The organism is Sporosarcina sp. HYO08 (assembly GCF_001563475.1).
In the GTDB taxonomy this organism is placed as follows: Bacteria; Bacillota; Bacilli; order Bacillales_A; family Planococcaceae; genus Sporosarcina.
In genome coordinates, this window is the sequence record NZ_LPUT01000001.1 from 382,919 (window position 1) to 398,285 (window position 15,367).

Here is a 15,367-nt window from a genome sequence, read left to right on the forward strand (position 1 = left end):
TCATCGTGTGCTTTGACCATACTTTTCTTTCGATCGTGTGTGCCATCCGTTATAATGGAACGTAAGGATGTGAAAGATGTTGATAGAATCAATGAAAAGATGGACAATTGATCGACCTGATGAAAACAGCGTCCAACAGTTAATGAAAGAATTGAATATACCGTCCATGCACGCGAAAATACTTGCGTCGAGAGGAATAACGGACCCAGTAGCGGCAAAAGCTTTTCTATATATGGACGAAACGAGCATGCATGATCCTTATTTACTGCATGACATGGATATCGCCGTATCGATGATTCAGAAAAAAATTGAAACGAATGAAAAAATTGCTATTTTTGGGGATTATGATGCCGATGGTGTAACGAGTATTTCGGTTTTAAAGACGGCGCTTGAGCGTTTGGGAGCCGATGTGTTTTTTGCGATTCCAGATCGTTTTTTACATGGCTATGGACCGAATAAAGAGTTGTTTTTAGAACTATATGAACAAGGAGCATCCCTCATCATTACGGTGGATAATGGGATTTCGGGCATTGATGAAGTCGCTTACGCAAAATCGCTTGGCATGGACGTTATTGTTACGGATCACCATGAAATGGGTGAAGTGCTGCCAGCTGCCGATGCAATTATTCACCCGAGACACCCGGAAGGTTCTTACCCATTCGAGGAGCTGGCTGGTGTGGGGGTCGCATTTAAACTTGCATGTGCACTGCTGGAAGATGTTCCGCTGGACTTGCTGGAGTTTGTTGCCATTGGAACGGTCGCCGATTTGGTTCCATTACGGGATGAAAATCGTTATTTTGTTAAAGAAGGTTTACGGCGTTTACGGTTGTCACATCGACCTGGCATTCGAGCACTCATTGGAGTGAGCAGCACTGTACAGTCCGAACTGACTGAAGACACAATTGGGTTTACGATGGGACCAAGGCTGAATGCTGCGGGGCGGCTTGGGGATGCATCACCTGCTGTTGATTTATTAACGACAGATGACGCAGCAACTGCTTCCATGCTTGCAGAAGAGCTTGACGGGCTGAATAAAGAACGTCAAGCGATTGTAAAGATGATTACTGAAGAAGCGGATCAAATGATTACAACATTATACGGTGAAAATATTCCGCATGTGCTTGTCATAGCGGGGGAGGGGTGGAATGCCGGTGTGGTCGGCATTGTTGCTTCTCGCCTCACCGATAAATACTATCGCCCTTCCATTGTTTTATCGATTGATCCGGAAACGGGGATGGCGAAAGGGTCTGCACGAAGTATTGCAGGCTTTGACTTATTTGGTGAACTGTCCAAAAATGCACAGTTGCTGCCTCATTTTGGCGGACATCAAATGGCGGCAGGTCTGTCGCTTGCGATCAATGACATCGATCAGTTGCGGGACAATTTAATCCGACAAGCGGAGGAAGTATTGACGGATGACATGCTCATACCTGAATTGCTCATCGATGTGCCGCTTGCAATCGATGAAATCGATGTATCGGTTTTGGAATCATTAGAGCTATTGCGGCCTTTTGGAATGGCGTTTGATAAGCCGACTTTCATGATCGAAGAGGTGAAGGCTGAGTCTATCCGAAAAATTGGCGCATCGAAAAATCATTTAAAACTAACGTTAGCAGACTTGTCGAATTCGCTTGATACGATTGGGTTTGGCATCGGACATTTGGCAGACCAACTAACGCCGGATGTGAAGTTTTCTGTTATTGGAGATTTACAAGTGAATGAGTGGAATGGTCATAAAAAACCGCAACTGCTGCTGAAAGATATTCGGACGGACGAATGGCAGCTCTTCGATTTGCGCGGTATGCGGGAGCCGATGAGGTGGCTGCCAATTATACCAGAGAAAAAGACAGCGTTTATCGCCTTTCGAGAAGCGTCGGTTCATCACTTCCAAACAATGCTAAAAGGGATTGCCATACATTTGGCTGAACCGGGATTAATACCAAATGCAGATCATATTGTTTTATTAGATATGCCGCATTCGAAAGGGCAATTGGAGCAGCTTGTCGGTCAAATGAATCCGAAACGGGTGTATGCCCATTTTTATGTTCCGGATTCCATGTATTTTGACGGACTGCCTGATCGGTCACAGTTTGGATGGTTTTACAGTTTCTTGAAAAACCGCGGTTCTTTTGATGCGGGTACGCACTCTGCGCAACTTGCAAAGCATAAAGGTTGGAAAGTTGAAACCGTTCAGTTCATGTCACAGGTGTTTTCTGAGCTTGGATTTGTTAAGATGGAAAATGGCCTTGTTTCTATGATTGAGACTGCTGCAAAAAGAGATCTGTCTGAAGCGCCGACGTATCAACGCCGCGTTCAACAGATGGAGCTTGAGCAACAACTATTATATGCACCTTATATTGAATTGAAACGATTGCTTTCGTCTGCAAGAAGCGAAGCTGTCGACAGGGAGGAAACCGGAGTATGGATTTAAAACAATTTGTCACCATCGTTCCAGACTATCCGAAAAAAGGCATTACCTTTAAGGATATTACGACTATTATGGACAACGGTGAAGCGTATAAGTATGCAACTGATGAAATCGTAAAATATGCCAAGGAGCTGGAGGTAGATATGATCGTTGGTCCGGAAGCACGCGGCTTTATCATCGGTTGTCCCGTCGCTTATGCACTTGAAATTGGTTTTGCACCTGTTCGTAAACCCGGAAAGTTGCCGAGGGAAACGGTACAGGTGGAATATGATCTTGAATATGGCACCGATACATTAACAATTCATAAAGATGCGATTAAACCGGGACAACGCATCCTAATCATTGATGATTTACTTGCGACAGGCGGAACAATCGGCGCAACAATTGAACTCGTTGAGCAGCTTGGCGGTGTTGTGGCTGGCTGTGCGTTTATTATTGAATTGTCGTATTTAAATGGCCGCGAAAAAATTAAAGGCTATGAAATGCGCTCGTTAATTACTTATTAAGAGAAAATGATGAGGCTATCCTAAAAGTGCCAGGCACTTTTAGGATAGCTTCTTTTCTATACGGTTTTTTAATAGGAATTGTGACAATTCTTTGTCTACGATGTCGAATTTTGTCAAAAAATCATGAGGTGTTGTTAAAAGTAGTAATATTCGCTTTACATTCGAACGCATTTTTACATACAATAGAATTATTATCATTTTTTTGGAAATATGTCGAAAAGGGGAAGAAACATGGCGAAGAATCGTGACATGATGGCGGAAGACATTTTCAAAATTGTTGCCACCTATATGAATGATCAACACGTAGCATTCGTCAGAAAGGCCTATGAGGCCGCGAAGTCCGCACACGAAGGGCAGTTTAGAAGCTCCGGAGAGGCGTATATTCTGCACCCGGTGCAAGTTGCGGGTATTCTAGCTAATTTACAGATGGACCCTTCGACAGTCGCCGCAGGATTTCTTCATGATGTCGTTGAAGATACGCACGTCTCTAGAGAAGACGTTGTCCGTGAGTTTGGCGAGGAAGTGGCCATGCTGGTGGATGGCGTGACGAAGTTGGAAAAATTAAAATTTCGTTCGAAAGAAGAAAAACAAGCAGAAAACCATCGGAAGATGTTTATCGCAATGGCACAAGATATTCGTGTCATTCTCATAAAATTAGCGGACCGCTTGCACAATATGCGCACGCTCAAACATGTTAGGGAGGAGAAACAGCGCCGTGTGGCAGCGGAAACGTTAGAAATTTTCGCACCGCTTGCGCACCGTCTAGGAATTTCTGCGATCAAGTGGGAGTTAGAAGACATAGCGCTTCGCTACTTAAATCCGCAGCAATATTATCGAATCGTTAATATGATGAAGCGTAAACGTGTCGAACGTGAAGACTATTTAGACGATGTGATGGATCAAATCCGTTCCGAAATTAAGGCAATGGATATTGAGGCAGATCTTTCGGGCCGTCCAAAACATTTGTATTCCATCTATCGTAAAATGATCGTTCAGAAGAAAGAGTTTAACGAAATTTATGATTTGCTTGCCGTCCGAATCATTGTTAAAAGTATTAAAGACTGCTATGCAGTATTAGGGATCATTCATACATTGTGGAAGCCGATGCCCGGTCGATTTAAAGACTATATTGCGATGCCGAAGCAAAATTTATACCAGTCGATTCATACAACAGTTGTTGGTCCCGCAGGAGATCCGCTCGAGGTGCAAATTCGAACGGAAGAAATGCATAAAATTTCCGAATTCGGGGTGGCTGCGCATTGGGCTTACAAAGAGGGGAAATCAATTTCAAACCCAAGCGATATTGATTCAAAACTTACGTGGTTTAGAGAGATTTTAGAAATTCAAAATGAATCTTCAAACGCGGAAGAATTTATGGAGTCGTTGAAGTTCGACTTGTTTTCCGACATGGTTTATGTGTTTACACCGGATGGGGACGTCATCGAATTGCCGAAAGGGTCAGTGCCGATCGATTTCGCATATCGGGTACACTCTGAAGTAGGTAACCGAACAATCGGTGCAAAAGTCAACGGCAAAATCGTGCCGCTCGATACGGAACTATTCACGGGAAATATTATCGAAGTGTTAACGTCTAAGCAATCATTCGGGCCAAGCCGCGATTGGCTAAAAATTGCCATTACTTCACAAGCGAGAAATAAAATCCGGCAATTCTTCAAAAAGCAATTGCGGGAAGAGAATATTGACAAAGGCCGTGAAATTGTCGAAAGAGAGATTCGCACGCAGGAATATGACGCGAAGGACGTTCTTACGCCTGACAATATTAAACGGGCAATTGAAAAGTTTAGCTTCACTTCAGAAGAAGATATGTATGCAGCCATTGGTTCGGGCGGCATTTCCGCACAACAAGTTGTCAATCGCCTAGCGGAACGAATGCGCAAAGAGCGTGAACAGCAAGAAACCATCGATAAAATTGTTTCTGATATGAAGACGATTCAGCAAGAACAAACAACGGAATCAGGCGTTATCGTTAAAGGAATCGATAATTTGCTCATTCGGTTGTCAAAATGTTGTAATCCCATTCCGGGTGATGAAATTGTCGGATTTATCACAAAAGGGCGCGGGGTTTCGGTTCACCGCACGGACTGTCCAAATATTCAACCTAGCGATCAGGAAACCGATCGTATTATTGAAGTTGAATGGGCACCAGGGAATGTTGAGCTGAAAAAGGAATTCCAAGTCGACCTTGAAATTACTGGATTTGATCGACAAGGTTTGTTAAATGAAGTGATGATGGTCATCGCGGAATCCAAAACGCCGATCATTGCTGTTGGCGCAAAAATGGATCGTGACAAAATTGCGCATATTAATATGACGCTGAAAATTACAAACGTCGATCATCTGCATCGAATTGTTGATCGGATTAAACGTGTTGGGGATATTTATTCTGTACAGCGCGGTATCAATTAATTGGACGGTGGAACATGAAAGTTGTATTGCAACGATCAGGTGCTGCATCTGTCAAAGTGGACGGGGAAGTGACTGGATCTATTGAAAAAGGCTATGTGTTACTTGTCGGGATCACACATGATGATACAGAAGCGGATGCTGATTATATTGCGAAGAAAATCGCAGGACTTCGGTTATGGGAAGATGAAGAAGGAAAGATGAACCGTTCGATTTTTGAAGCGGGCGGGGATATTTTGTCAATATCACAATTTACACTTTACGGGGATACAAGAAAAGGAAGACGTCCGAGCTTTATCGAGGCTGCAAGACCTGAGCAGGCCGAGCCGCTTTGGCATTATTTCAATTGCCAGTTGAAGGCAGAAGGGTTAACAGTTGAAACAGGGGTATTCGGTGCGATGATGGATGTCCAACTGTTGAACGATGGACCAGTTACGATCATCGTAGAATCGAAGTGAATTGCTAAAAAGGACAGCCTTTGAAAGCGAAGCAGGCGGAGGGATTTTCCCTCCGCCTGTTTTTTTTACGGCATCACGCCATTAATTCGCATCGAAATAATGAATAAGTCCTTTATAAATCCCTTGGGCTGCTTTTTCACGGAATAAGTTATTCGTCATCGCGCGTTCTTCAGCTGGATTCGATAAGAAACCGAGTTCAATTAAAATAGATTTCTGGCGATTTTCCCGCAATACAAGATAATCGGCAGGCTGTGAGCCACGATTACGCAAGTGAATGGAGGAAGCAAGTCCGTCATTAATTGCCTCAGCTAATTTTTTCTGCGCAAAGTAATACGTCGTGAAACCATTAATGGAAGAATTAAGGCTGGCGTCGTAATGAATACTAATAAAAGCATCTGCTTCGTGTTGGTGACTGATCGTCACACGTTTACGAAGTGTCACATATGTATCCGATTCACGTGTTAATACGACATTTGCGCCTGCAGCTGTTAGTTTGTTAGCGAGTAGTTCAGAGGTGAGCAGCGTTAGTTCTTTTTCATCTGTACCGAATGTACCAGTTGTCCCTCGATCATTGCCGCCGTGCCCTGGGTCAATAACAATTGTCAATCCTTGCAAAGTGCCGGGGACACGCTTCTCTTTATTCTTTTTCTTAGGCGCCGATTGCGCGGCAACGTCAGTCGTAACAACCCATTTGGCAACGTGTGCAGTTTCACCTGATGGCAGGGCGATTTTAAACCAATTGTCTACTTCTTCTAGAATCGCGAATTGATCGCCGGCATTCGCACGTACAACGACGTCGGAAGCAGTTGTTGCTTGCATTCTAATGTTTGTCCCATTTTCAAGGATTGTTACAATTCCAATTGTTGGTGCAACGGATTGTGCGGAAACACTCTTCTTTTGTGAAGACAATGTACCGTAAAATGCATAGACCCATCCTTCTTCCTGATCTTGCAGCGAAAGGCGTACCCAATTGCCGTTAATCTCTTTCACTGTATATGTTTCACCTTTGTGGATTACGCGAACTTTCCGAGAGGATAAATCTGCTTTTTTTCGAACATTTAACGCATCGACGGAAACGGTAAAACGGTCAAAGGACGTTTTTTCTTGGACGTGTTCCTTTTGCGATGCACTTTTCACTTCTGTTATGTAGTCTGTATGTACCCAACCATTGATCCCATTTACTGCGATCGATGCCCAAACACCACTTTTTCCGATCATCAGCGCCTCATCTCCCGCATGAAGCCTTGTTAAAACTGCCGCATTAACGGACGGTTCCGTGCGAACATTCAATGCATCGACGCGTGAGACGATTTTTATGTTTTGGGGCTTGGTTTCCTGATCGGATGAAGTTAGCCATGAAGCGATCCATCCTGTCCCATTTCCGAGACGAATTTCATACCAATCACCTGACGTGTTGACGACTTCTACACGTTCACCTTTTTTGAGGGAACCTGTTATTTGATAAGTAAGTCCAGGACCCGAGCGAACATTTAATGGCGCTGCGTCGATCACAACTGTTGTAGAAGCAGCATTTGTGACGGGCAAGTCTTGGAAAAGTGTCACAAGTAAAAGGAATGCGATGGCTACTCTACTAATCTTCAACAATATAAATTCCCCTCCTTTTCTTTCTATTGTAGAAGTTCCTGATGGTAAAAACTAGATGGGAATGCAAAAAAGATTCATTAGTCCAATCAAAAAAATCATTATACGCATTCATTCAACAGAAATAGTTAAAAAGGTTGACACTTTGTGCGGGACTCTTTATGATTAAGTTTAATTCAACAAAATGTGCTAATGACGTGGAAAGTAGTTATACAAATGGCTGATTAGAGAGGGACGGACATGGCTGAAATCCATCCTGCAGACAGGTATGATGAAAAACACCATCGAAGCTCCATGCCGAACGAAGAACTTTTCAGTAGGTATGGACGGAACCGGCCGTTATCCGGATTTGAGTGGGCGCAGGATTTGTCGGCGCCAATCAGGGTGGAACCGCGGAAGCTATTAAGGCTCTCGTCCCTTGCAGTCGCAAGGGAGGGGAGTCTTTTTTGTTTGGACAAAGGAGGATTTGGGATATGAATTTTAAGGTGCCTAGAGGGACACAAGATATTTTACCTTCTGAATCGTGGAAATGGCAAAAAGTTGAACGAATCATTAATGAAACTTGCGACTTGTATCGATACAAAGAAATTCGCACACCGATGTTTGAAGCAACGGAATTATTTCAACGGACGGTAGGGGAAACAACAGACGTTGTACAGAAGGAAATGTATACGTTCACTGACCGCGGTAATCGTTCCATGACGTTACGACCTGAAGGAACCGCATCTGTCGTTCGTTCATTCGTTGAAAACAAAATGTTTGGGTATCCGGATCAGCCGATCAAGCTCTATTACACAGGTCCAATGTTCCGCTACGAACGTCAGCAGGCTGGGCGCTATCGTCAATTCGTTCAATTTGGCGTAGAGGCGATCGGCAGCGCGGATCCAGCGATTGACGCGGAAGTCATTGCGCTAGCGATGGACGTGTACAAACGTGTTGGCTTAACGGATTTGAAACTTGTCCTCAATTCGCTTGGTGACAATGAATCGAGAAAAGCGCATCGCGATGCGTTGATTGCACATTTTAAATCGCATATCGAAGGCTTTTGTTCAGATTGTAAGTCAAGGCTAGAACGAAATCCATTGCGCATTTTAGATTGTAAAGTAGATCGCGACAACCCATTGATCGCGTCCGCTCCGTCACTTGCGGATTATTTAAATGAAGAATCAGCAAGTTATTTCACGGAAGTGAAAAGCTATTTAGATGATGCAGGTATTCCATACGTCGTCGATGCGAACTTAGTGCGCGGGCTCGATTATTATAACCATACTGCATTCGAAATCATGAGTACGTCGGATGGTTTTGGAGCGATCACGACTTTATGCGGCGGTGGACGTTACAATGGACTTGCGGAAGAAATCGGCGGCCCATCCGCGCCGGGCATCGGCTTCGCGATGAGTATTGAACGATTATTGCTTGCGATGGAAGCGGAAGGGAAAGCATTTTCGGACGAATCCATGCTTGATGTGTACATTGTCACACTTGGTGACGAGGCACGAAAACCGGGCTTCAAATTGCTGCAGGAGTTACGTGTGGCCGGCATCCGTGCCGATATGGACTACACAGGCCGGAAAATGAAGGCACAGATGAAGTCAGCTGATCGGCTGAAAGCGCAAAATGTTATATTAATCGGTGAAGATGAAATCACAGAGGGCGTTGTTCAGCTGAAAAATATGGCTGAAGGTTCACAAGAAAAAGTATCGGCAGCAGAACTCGTAAAAAAACTACAAGAATCATTGATCGGATAAAGAAAGGCGGAACTAAACATGCAACGTACGCATTATTGTGGAGAGTTAACAGAGAAAGTAATTGGTGAAACGGTCACGTTAAAAGGCTGGGTTCAAAAAAGAAGAGACTTAGGCGAAATTATTTTTGTCGATGTTCGAGATCGTACAGGTATCGTGCAAACCGTTTTCAACCAAGACTTTTCAAAAGAAGCGCTTAAAATTGCGGATCAGCTTCGCAGTGAATATGTCGTTGAATTGACAGGTAAAGTCATTGAGCGTGATGAACAAACGAAAAATCCAAATATCAAAACAGGCGCTATTGAAGTGCAAGTAGAAACGATTCACATTATCAATGCATCGAAAACACCGCCATTCATGATTGAAGATGAAACAGATGTAGGGGAAGAAGTTCGTTTGAAATACCGCTATTTGGACTTGCGCCGTTCGAAATTGGCGAATGTCTTCAAAATGCGTTCGGATATTACAAAGACAGTTCGCAATTTCTTGGACGATGAAGGTTTCTTAGAAGTTGAAACACCGATTTTAACAAAATCGACACCGGAAGGCGCACGCGACTATCTTGTACCGAGCCGTGTACATGAAGGGGCATTTTATGCACTTCCGCAATCGCCACAGCTCTTTAAACAAATGCTTATGGTATCTGGTTTCGATCGTTATTACCAAATTGCACGCTGTTTCCGCGATGAGGACTTACGTGCAGATCGCCAGCCAGAGTTCACACAAATCGATATGGAAATGAGTTTCATGTCGATGGAAGAAATTATTGAGCTGAACGAGCGCCTCATGCAAAAAGTGATGAAGGACGTCAAAGGCATTGACATCGAAGTTCCATTTAAGCGCATGCCGTACAAGGAAGCGATGGAACGTTTCGGCTCTGACAAACCTGATACACGTTTCGGTATGGAACTAATCGACGTGTCAGAAGTCGCGGGAAAGACGGATCTTAAAGTGTTTACAGGTGCAATCGAAGCAGGCGGTCAAGTGAAACTAATCAATGCAAAAGGCTCCGCAGATCGTTATACTCGAAAAGAAATTGACGGTCTAGCTGAATTTGCAGCGGTATACGGAGCAAAAGGACTCGCTTGGCTAAAAGTCGATGAGGAAGGCGTAAAAGGACCGATCGCGAAATTCTTCCAAGGCGAAGATGGTGAGGCGCTCCGCATGGTTGCGGGTGCGGAACCGGGGGATTTACTTCTTTTCGTTGCGGATCAGAAGAACGTTGTGGCAGATGCACTTGGCGCACTTCGTTTGAAATTAGGTCAAGAGCACGGATTAATTGATGATTCTCTATTCAACTTCCTATGGGTGACAGAATGGCCATTATTTGAATATGACGAAGAAGACGGCCGTTATTATGCTGCTCACCACCCATTCACAATGCCGGCAGATGTTGATCAATTAGAATCAGAGCCGGAAAACGTGAAGGCGCAGGCGTATGACCTTGTGTTAAATGGTTATGAGCTTGGCGGAGGATCTTTGCGTATTTATCAACGTGAAGTACAAGAAAAAATGTTCAAAGCGCTTGGATTCAGTGAAGAACAGGCGAGAGAACAGTTCGGGTTCTTACTTGATGCATTTGAATACGGAACACCTCCACATGGTGGAATCGCGTTTGGCCTAGACCGCATCGTGATGTTACTGGCAGGCTCTACAAACTTGCGTGATACAATTGCGTTCCCGAAAACAGCAAGTGCGAGCGATTTACTGACAGCTGCACCTGATCATGTTGACCCAATGCAGTTAAGAGAATTAGGCATAAGCATTAAGTCTTAAGTCTCGTTGTGTAATGCTAATAAGTTGGTGAAATGAGATAATACGAACTATTCTTGAAATTCCGGTGTGAAATTTCTTGAACTGGAAAAAAAAATGTGTTACCATACTGGTAATACGAATCCTGAAGTGTTCGTCGGTGCAATTCAGTTTTGACCGAACATTCTATCGTAGGGAGTCTGGATTTTGGCTTGGATGACATGCCCTTATTAGGGACGCCAGAACGGCCGGATAGGACACCCACCTGCTGAAAACCCGCAGGATCAAAACGATATCGACATGGACGGCACATTTGGGATTTGTTCTTATTTGACTTTCATACCCCCTCAATCATTGAGGGGGTTTTTATCTGCATTCAGCGGTCGGCCAACCGCCCGCTGAATGCAGATAAAGCCTCCGGCGGATGTCACAGATTTTGAAAGGAGTAAGTGGAAGGCAGTCTAAGTGCGCGACATCCTGTCGCGACGCCTGCATGACCTACCTCCTGTAGGCCTCAAGCTCGATTCAAAATCTGGACGCAATTACGTCGAGGCGTAATTTATACGGACTATTTTGGGCTTATTAGCCATTGACGGAAGGCGGAATTAGTTTGCTGCATCAATTTTCAAGAAATGAATTGGCCATCGGTAAGGCTGGCGTTAAACGGATGGCGGACATGACGGTAGCGATCCTTGGCGTTGGGGGCGTCGGCTCTTTTGCTGCCGAAGCGTGTGCAAGAAGTGGAATCGGACGCATTATTTTGATAGATAAAGACGATGTTGATATTACAAATATTAATCGTCAGCTCGTTGCGTATTTGTCGACAATTGGCCGTTCGAAAACAGAAGTGATGAAAGAGCGCATCCAAGATATTAATAAAGATTGTGAAGTGATCTCACTTCATATGTTTTATACGGAAGAGACATACGAAGAGTTTTTTAGCTACAAACCGGATTACGTCATTGACGCATCGGATACGATTAGTTATAAAATTCACCTGATCAAAGAATGTGTCGCGCGCGGCGTGAAAGTGATATCGTCTATGGGTGCTGCAAATAAAATGGATCCAACGCGATTCAAAATTGCAGATATCTCTAAAACGCATACAGATCCAATCGCAAAAGTTATTCGCCTGCAGTTGCGAAAAGCAGGCATTAAGAAAGGCGTTCCCGTCGTGTTTTCAGATGAGAGCCCGATCGTTGTCAGAGAAGACGTTGTCGACACAGTCGGAAAACCAGATGCGGTGATCCGTAAAGCGAAGATGCCACCCGCATCGAACGCCTTCGTTCCGTCTGTAGCTGGATTAGTCTGTGCAAGCTGGGTCATTAATGATATCGTAAAAGATATTAAAGTGGAACGTGTGAAAGATAAAGTATAACTAAAAACGCCGCATGGGGGTATATCCATGCGGCGTTTTTAGTGACTTGAAAAATGTAAACGGATCACTTCTTCCGAAACTCTTTCAATCTCTCATAGATGGCGGCGAGCCTCTTCTCTTCGCCGGCAAGAACGGGTTGATAAAATTCCGTTCCTTCCAGTTTGTCCGGTAAATATTGTTGATTGACCCAGCCACCGAATGAGCCGATGGGTGTGTCGTGCGGATATTCATAGCCGACGTGGCCGAGCGCCTCGGCGCCCGCATAATGGGCATCCCGTACATGAAGGGGGATGTCGCCAGTTTTACCTTCGTTAATTGCTCGAATGGCCGCATCTACTGCCTTGTAAGCTGAATTGGATTTAGAAGCAAGACACATTTCAACGACAGCGTTGGCCAGCGGAATCCTCGCTTCCGGCATGCCAAGTCGAACGGCTGCATCAGTTGCAGCTAATACATGCGGACCGACTTCAGGTGCGGCAAGGCCAATATCTTCGTATGCCATAACGAGAAGCCGGCGCGATACTGCGACAAGGTCACCGACTTCAAGCAAATGGGCTAAATAATAGACGGCCGCATTAACGTCGCTGCCGCGTACGGATTTTTGTAGCGCCGATAGTAAATTATAAAAGTGCGTACCTTTTTTATCGCCAAAGACGCCAATACGTCCGATTAAATTCTCGACGAGCCAATCTTCAACGACCGTAACGCCGTTTTGTTCGTCGCTTGCGGAAATGACTGATTCTAATAAGGTCAATGCTTTTCTTGCATCGCCGTTCGTCCCTTCCGCAATTTTTCGCAACTGTCCGTCTGCGATGGAGATCGAAAGTTTACCGAGACCACGCTCTTCATCTGTTAAAGCCCTTTGTAGTACTCCCATTAAATCGTCCGCTTCTAAACGCGATAATTGCCGGATTTCGCCGCACCTGGAGCGGATCGCGGGATTGACATCGTGAAATGGGTTTTCCGTTGTAGCGCCAATTAATACGATTGCACCGCTTTCCACGTGGGGAAGCAGTGTATCTTGTTGTAATTTATTGAAACGATGAATCTCATCGAGAAATAATAAAACTTTTCCTGTCAATCTTGCTTCTGCAACGACCTCTTCAATATCTTTTTTGCCTGAAACGGTTGCATTTTTAGCGATGAATGGCAAACTGCTCGTACCGGCAATGGCATAGGCGAGCGACGTTTTGCCGATGCCTGGTTCACCGTACAACAGCATCGATGGCACATGCCCATTTTTAATCATGCGATAAAGTGCTGTATCCGGACCAATAATGTCTCGTTGGCCGGCAATTTCATCAATTGTTCTCGGTCTCATTCGAAAAGCTAGTGGTTCATTGTGCAAAAAATCACCCCTCGTACATCTGTTCCTTCATTATACAGTACGAAAAGCATGAAGTCATTTGAAGGAAGTGAATGGGTCAGTTATGCTATAATATTTTGAGGTAATTGAGGAAAAGGACGGGGTTAATGTTGAAGATATCTACAAAAGGACGATATGGGTTGACGGTCGTCGTCGCATTAGGAAGTAAATTCGGTGAGGGGCCAATCCCGCTTCGAAAAATCGCAGAAGACCATGACTTGTCTGAAGCCTATTTGGAGCAGCTCATTCCGCCTCTTCGAAATAGCGGCATCGTCAAAAGTGTCCGCGGTGCTTACGGCGGCTATATGTTAACGAAAACACCTGCGGAGATCACTGCTGGGGATGTTATTCGCGTGCTAGAAGGACCGATCCAATTGGTAGAAGGACTCGAGGAATCGGATGTTCCGCAACGTGAACTTTGGAAGAGAATGGGCGATGCGGTGCGCGCCGTGTTAGATACAACGACGATCGATGATTTAATTGAATCTGGCAAGTCTAACGTCACCGATAATTACATGTTTTATATTTAAAGGAGTTTTCACACATATGATGAAACGGGTTTATCTTGATCATGCGGCGACAACGCCGGTACATCCGGCTGTCATAGAAGTATATAAGGAACAGCTTGAACACTGTTTGGGAAATCCATCGAGCATTCATAGTTTCGGGCGTGAAGCTCGAAAAGTGCTGGACCATGCGCGCAAACGTTTAGCTGCTTCGATCCACGCGGAACCAAGCGAAATTATTTTCACTTCGGGCGGAACGGAAGCGGATAATATTGCAATTTTCGGCTCAGCCCTTGCGATGAAAGGTCAAGGCAATCATATACTGACAACAAATATTGAGCATCATGCCGTTTTAAATCCATGTAAACAGCTGGAAGCGCAAGGGTTTAACGTGACGTATTTAGAAGTCAATGACAACGGACAAATAGATGTAGAACAAGTGAAACAAGCTTTAACAGATCAAACGATTCTTGTGTCGATCATGTTTGGCAATAACGAAGTCGGTACGATCCAGCCGATTCGTGAAATTGGGGAACTGCTAAAGGAACATCAATCAATCTTCCATACAGACGCGGTGCAAGCTTATGGATTAGTGCCGATCGATGTAGAAAAAATCGGTGTCGATTTACTTTCCGTTTCTTCTCATAAATTAAACGGCCCCAAAGGTGTCGGCTTTCTTTATCAGCGAAAAGGCATTTTAACAACGCCGGTCATTTATGGCGGTGAACAAGAGCGGAAACGTCGTGCTGGTACGGAGAATGTTCCGGGTATTATCGCCTTTTCGGAAGCCGTCCAAATCGCCCTAAAAAATATGGAGGCGAATACGGCTGCCTATAAAAGGTATGGGGAAATATTCACGGAGACATTCGAAAAGGCGGGCGTACAATATATTCATAATGTTGAACCATCCATAGAACGGCTGCCGCATATCGTCAATTTTAGTTTTCCAGGCACGGACATTGAATCTTTGCTTGTGAATCTGGATCTTGCAGGAGTGGCAGTTTCCAGCGGATCGGCTTGTACAGCGGGTTCATTGGATCCATCGCACGTATTAACTGCCCTGTTCGGAGAAGGTTCCGAAAGATTGCGGAATTCCGTACGCTTTAGCTTCGGTCTTGGACTTGATGAGGCAAAGATTCAACAGGCAGCAGAAAGAACAGCAGACATCATTCTGCGAATGACGAAATAATGAATAGATAAAG

General features: G+C 44.6%; 11 protein-coding genes, 1 other RNA gene and 1 other annotated feature. Of the genes, 10 read left to right on the forward strand and 2 right to left on the reverse strand.

The annotated features are described in order from the left end of the window. Nucleotides 1-79: 79 nt before the first annotated feature. From recJ to dtd, 4 genes are all read left to right on the forward strand, one after another. Entirely contained in the window at nt 80-2,431 is a 2,352-nt protein-coding gene (recJ, locus tag AU377_RS01875) for a single-stranded-DNA-specific exonuclease RecJ (protein ID WP_067403903.1), read from the forward strand. Then, on the forward strand, nt 2,422-2,934 hold the full coding sequence (locus AU377_RS01880; RefSeq protein ID WP_067403270.1) for an adenine phosphoribosyltransferase: 513 nt from the start codon (nt 2,422-2,424) through the stop codon (nt 2,932-2,934). The genes recJ and AU377_RS01880 overlap by 10 nt, the downstream gene beginning before the upstream one ends. 231 nt (nt 2,935-3,165) lie before the next feature. After that, entirely contained in the window at nt 3,166-5,361 is a 2,196-nt protein-coding gene (locus tag AU377_RS01885; protein ID WP_067403273.1) for a bifunctional (p)ppGpp synthetase/guanosine-3',5'-bis(diphosphate) 3'-pyrophosphohydrolase, read from the forward strand. A 14-nt stretch (nt 5,362-5,375) separates the two neighbouring features. After that, entirely contained in the window at nt 5,376-5,816 is a 441-nt protein-coding gene (gene dtd / locus AU377_RS01890; RefSeq protein WP_067403276.1) for a D-aminoacyl-tRNA deacylase, read from the forward strand. An 81-nt stretch (nt 5,817-5,897) separates the two neighbouring features. Here the strand turns inward: dtd and AU377_RS01895 are convergent, their stop codons facing one another. Beyond that, nucleotides 5,898-7,421, reverse strand: coding sequence for an N-acetylmuramoyl-L-alanine amidase (locus AU377_RS01895; protein WP_253724352.1), 1,524 nt, complete (start codon nt 7,419-7,421; stop codon nt 5,898-5,900). A gap of 180 nt (nt 7,422-7,601) precedes the next feature. Further along, nucleotides 7,602-7,840, forward strand: a binding site (T-box leader). 51 nt (nt 7,841-7,891) lie between these two features. Between AU377_RS01895 and hisS the strand changes: the two genes are divergently transcribed. The 4 genes from hisS (at nt 7,892) to AU377_RS01920 (ending at nt 12,293) form a co-directional block, all read left to right on the forward strand. Further along, a complete protein-coding gene (hisS, locus tag AU377_RS01905) occupies nt 7,892-9,166 on the forward strand; it encodes a histidine--tRNA ligase (RefSeq protein WP_067403285.1) in 1,275 nt (424 codons plus the stop codon). An 18-nt stretch (nt 9,167-9,184) separates the two neighbouring features. After that, nucleotides 9,185-10,939, forward strand: coding sequence for an aspartate--tRNA ligase (aspS, locus tag AU377_RS01910; protein WP_067403289.1), 1,755 nt, complete (start codon nt 9,185-9,187; stop codon nt 10,937-10,939). A gap of 115 nt (nt 10,940-11,054) precedes the next feature. Then, nucleotides 11,055-11,239: non-coding RNA, 6S RNA (gene ssrS / locus AU377_RS01915), on the forward strand. A gap of 286 nt (nt 11,240-11,525) precedes the next feature. Beyond that, nucleotides 11,526-12,293, forward strand: coding sequence for a ThiF family adenylyltransferase (locus AU377_RS01920; RefSeq protein ID WP_067403292.1), 768 nt, complete (start codon nt 11,526-11,528; stop codon nt 12,291-12,293). Nucleotides 12,294-12,357: 64 nt separating this feature from the next. Here AU377_RS01920 and AU377_RS01925 read toward each other — a convergent pair whose 3' ends face one another. Then, nucleotides 12,358-13,641 carry a replication-associated recombination protein A gene (locus AU377_RS01925; protein ID WP_067403295.1) on the reverse strand — a complete coding sequence of 428 codons (1,284 nt, stop codon included), beginning with the start codon at nt 13,639-13,641 and terminating at the stop codon, nt 12,358-12,360. A gap of 128 nt (nt 13,642-13,769) precedes the next feature. Here AU377_RS01925 and AU377_RS01930 point away from each other — a divergent pair, with 128 nt between their 5' ends. Next, nucleotides 13,770-14,189, forward strand: coding sequence for an Rrf2 family transcriptional regulator (locus tag AU377_RS01930; protein WP_067403906.1), 420 nt, complete (start codon nt 13,770-13,772; stop codon nt 14,187-14,189). A gap of 19 nt (nt 14,190-14,208) precedes the next feature. After that, nucleotides 14,209-15,354 carry a cysteine desulfurase family protein gene (locus AU377_RS01935; protein ID WP_067403908.1) on the forward strand — a complete coding sequence of 382 codons (1,146 nt, stop codon included), beginning with the start codon at nt 14,209-14,211 and terminating at the stop codon, nt 15,352-15,354. Nucleotides 15,355-15,367: the final 13 nt, after the last annotated feature.

Bases quoted from the DNA above. Each gene is read 5' to 3' on its own strand.
- AU377_RS01880 (WP_067403270.1), top strand. From the start codon at position 2,422: ATGGATTTAAAACAATTTGTCACCATCGTTCCAGACTATCCGAAAAAA.
- AU377_RS01885 (WP_067403273.1), top strand. From the start codon at position 3,166: ATGGCGAAGAATCGTGACATGATGGCGGAAGACATTTTCAAAATTGTT.
- dtd (WP_067403276.1), top strand. From the start codon at position 5,376: ATGAAAGTTGTATTGCAACGATCAGGTGCTGCATCTGTCAAAGTGGAC.
- hisS (WP_067403285.1), top strand. From the start codon at position 7,892: ATGAATTTTAAGGTGCCTAGAGGGACACAAGATATTTTACCTTCTGAA.
- aspS (WP_067403289.1), top strand. From the start codon at position 9,185: ATGCAACGTACGCATTATTGTGGAGAGTTAACAGAGAAAGTAATTGGT.
- AU377_RS01935 (WP_067403908.1), top strand. From the start codon at position 14,209: ATGAAACGGGTTTATCTTGATCATGCGGCGACAACGCCGGTACATCCG.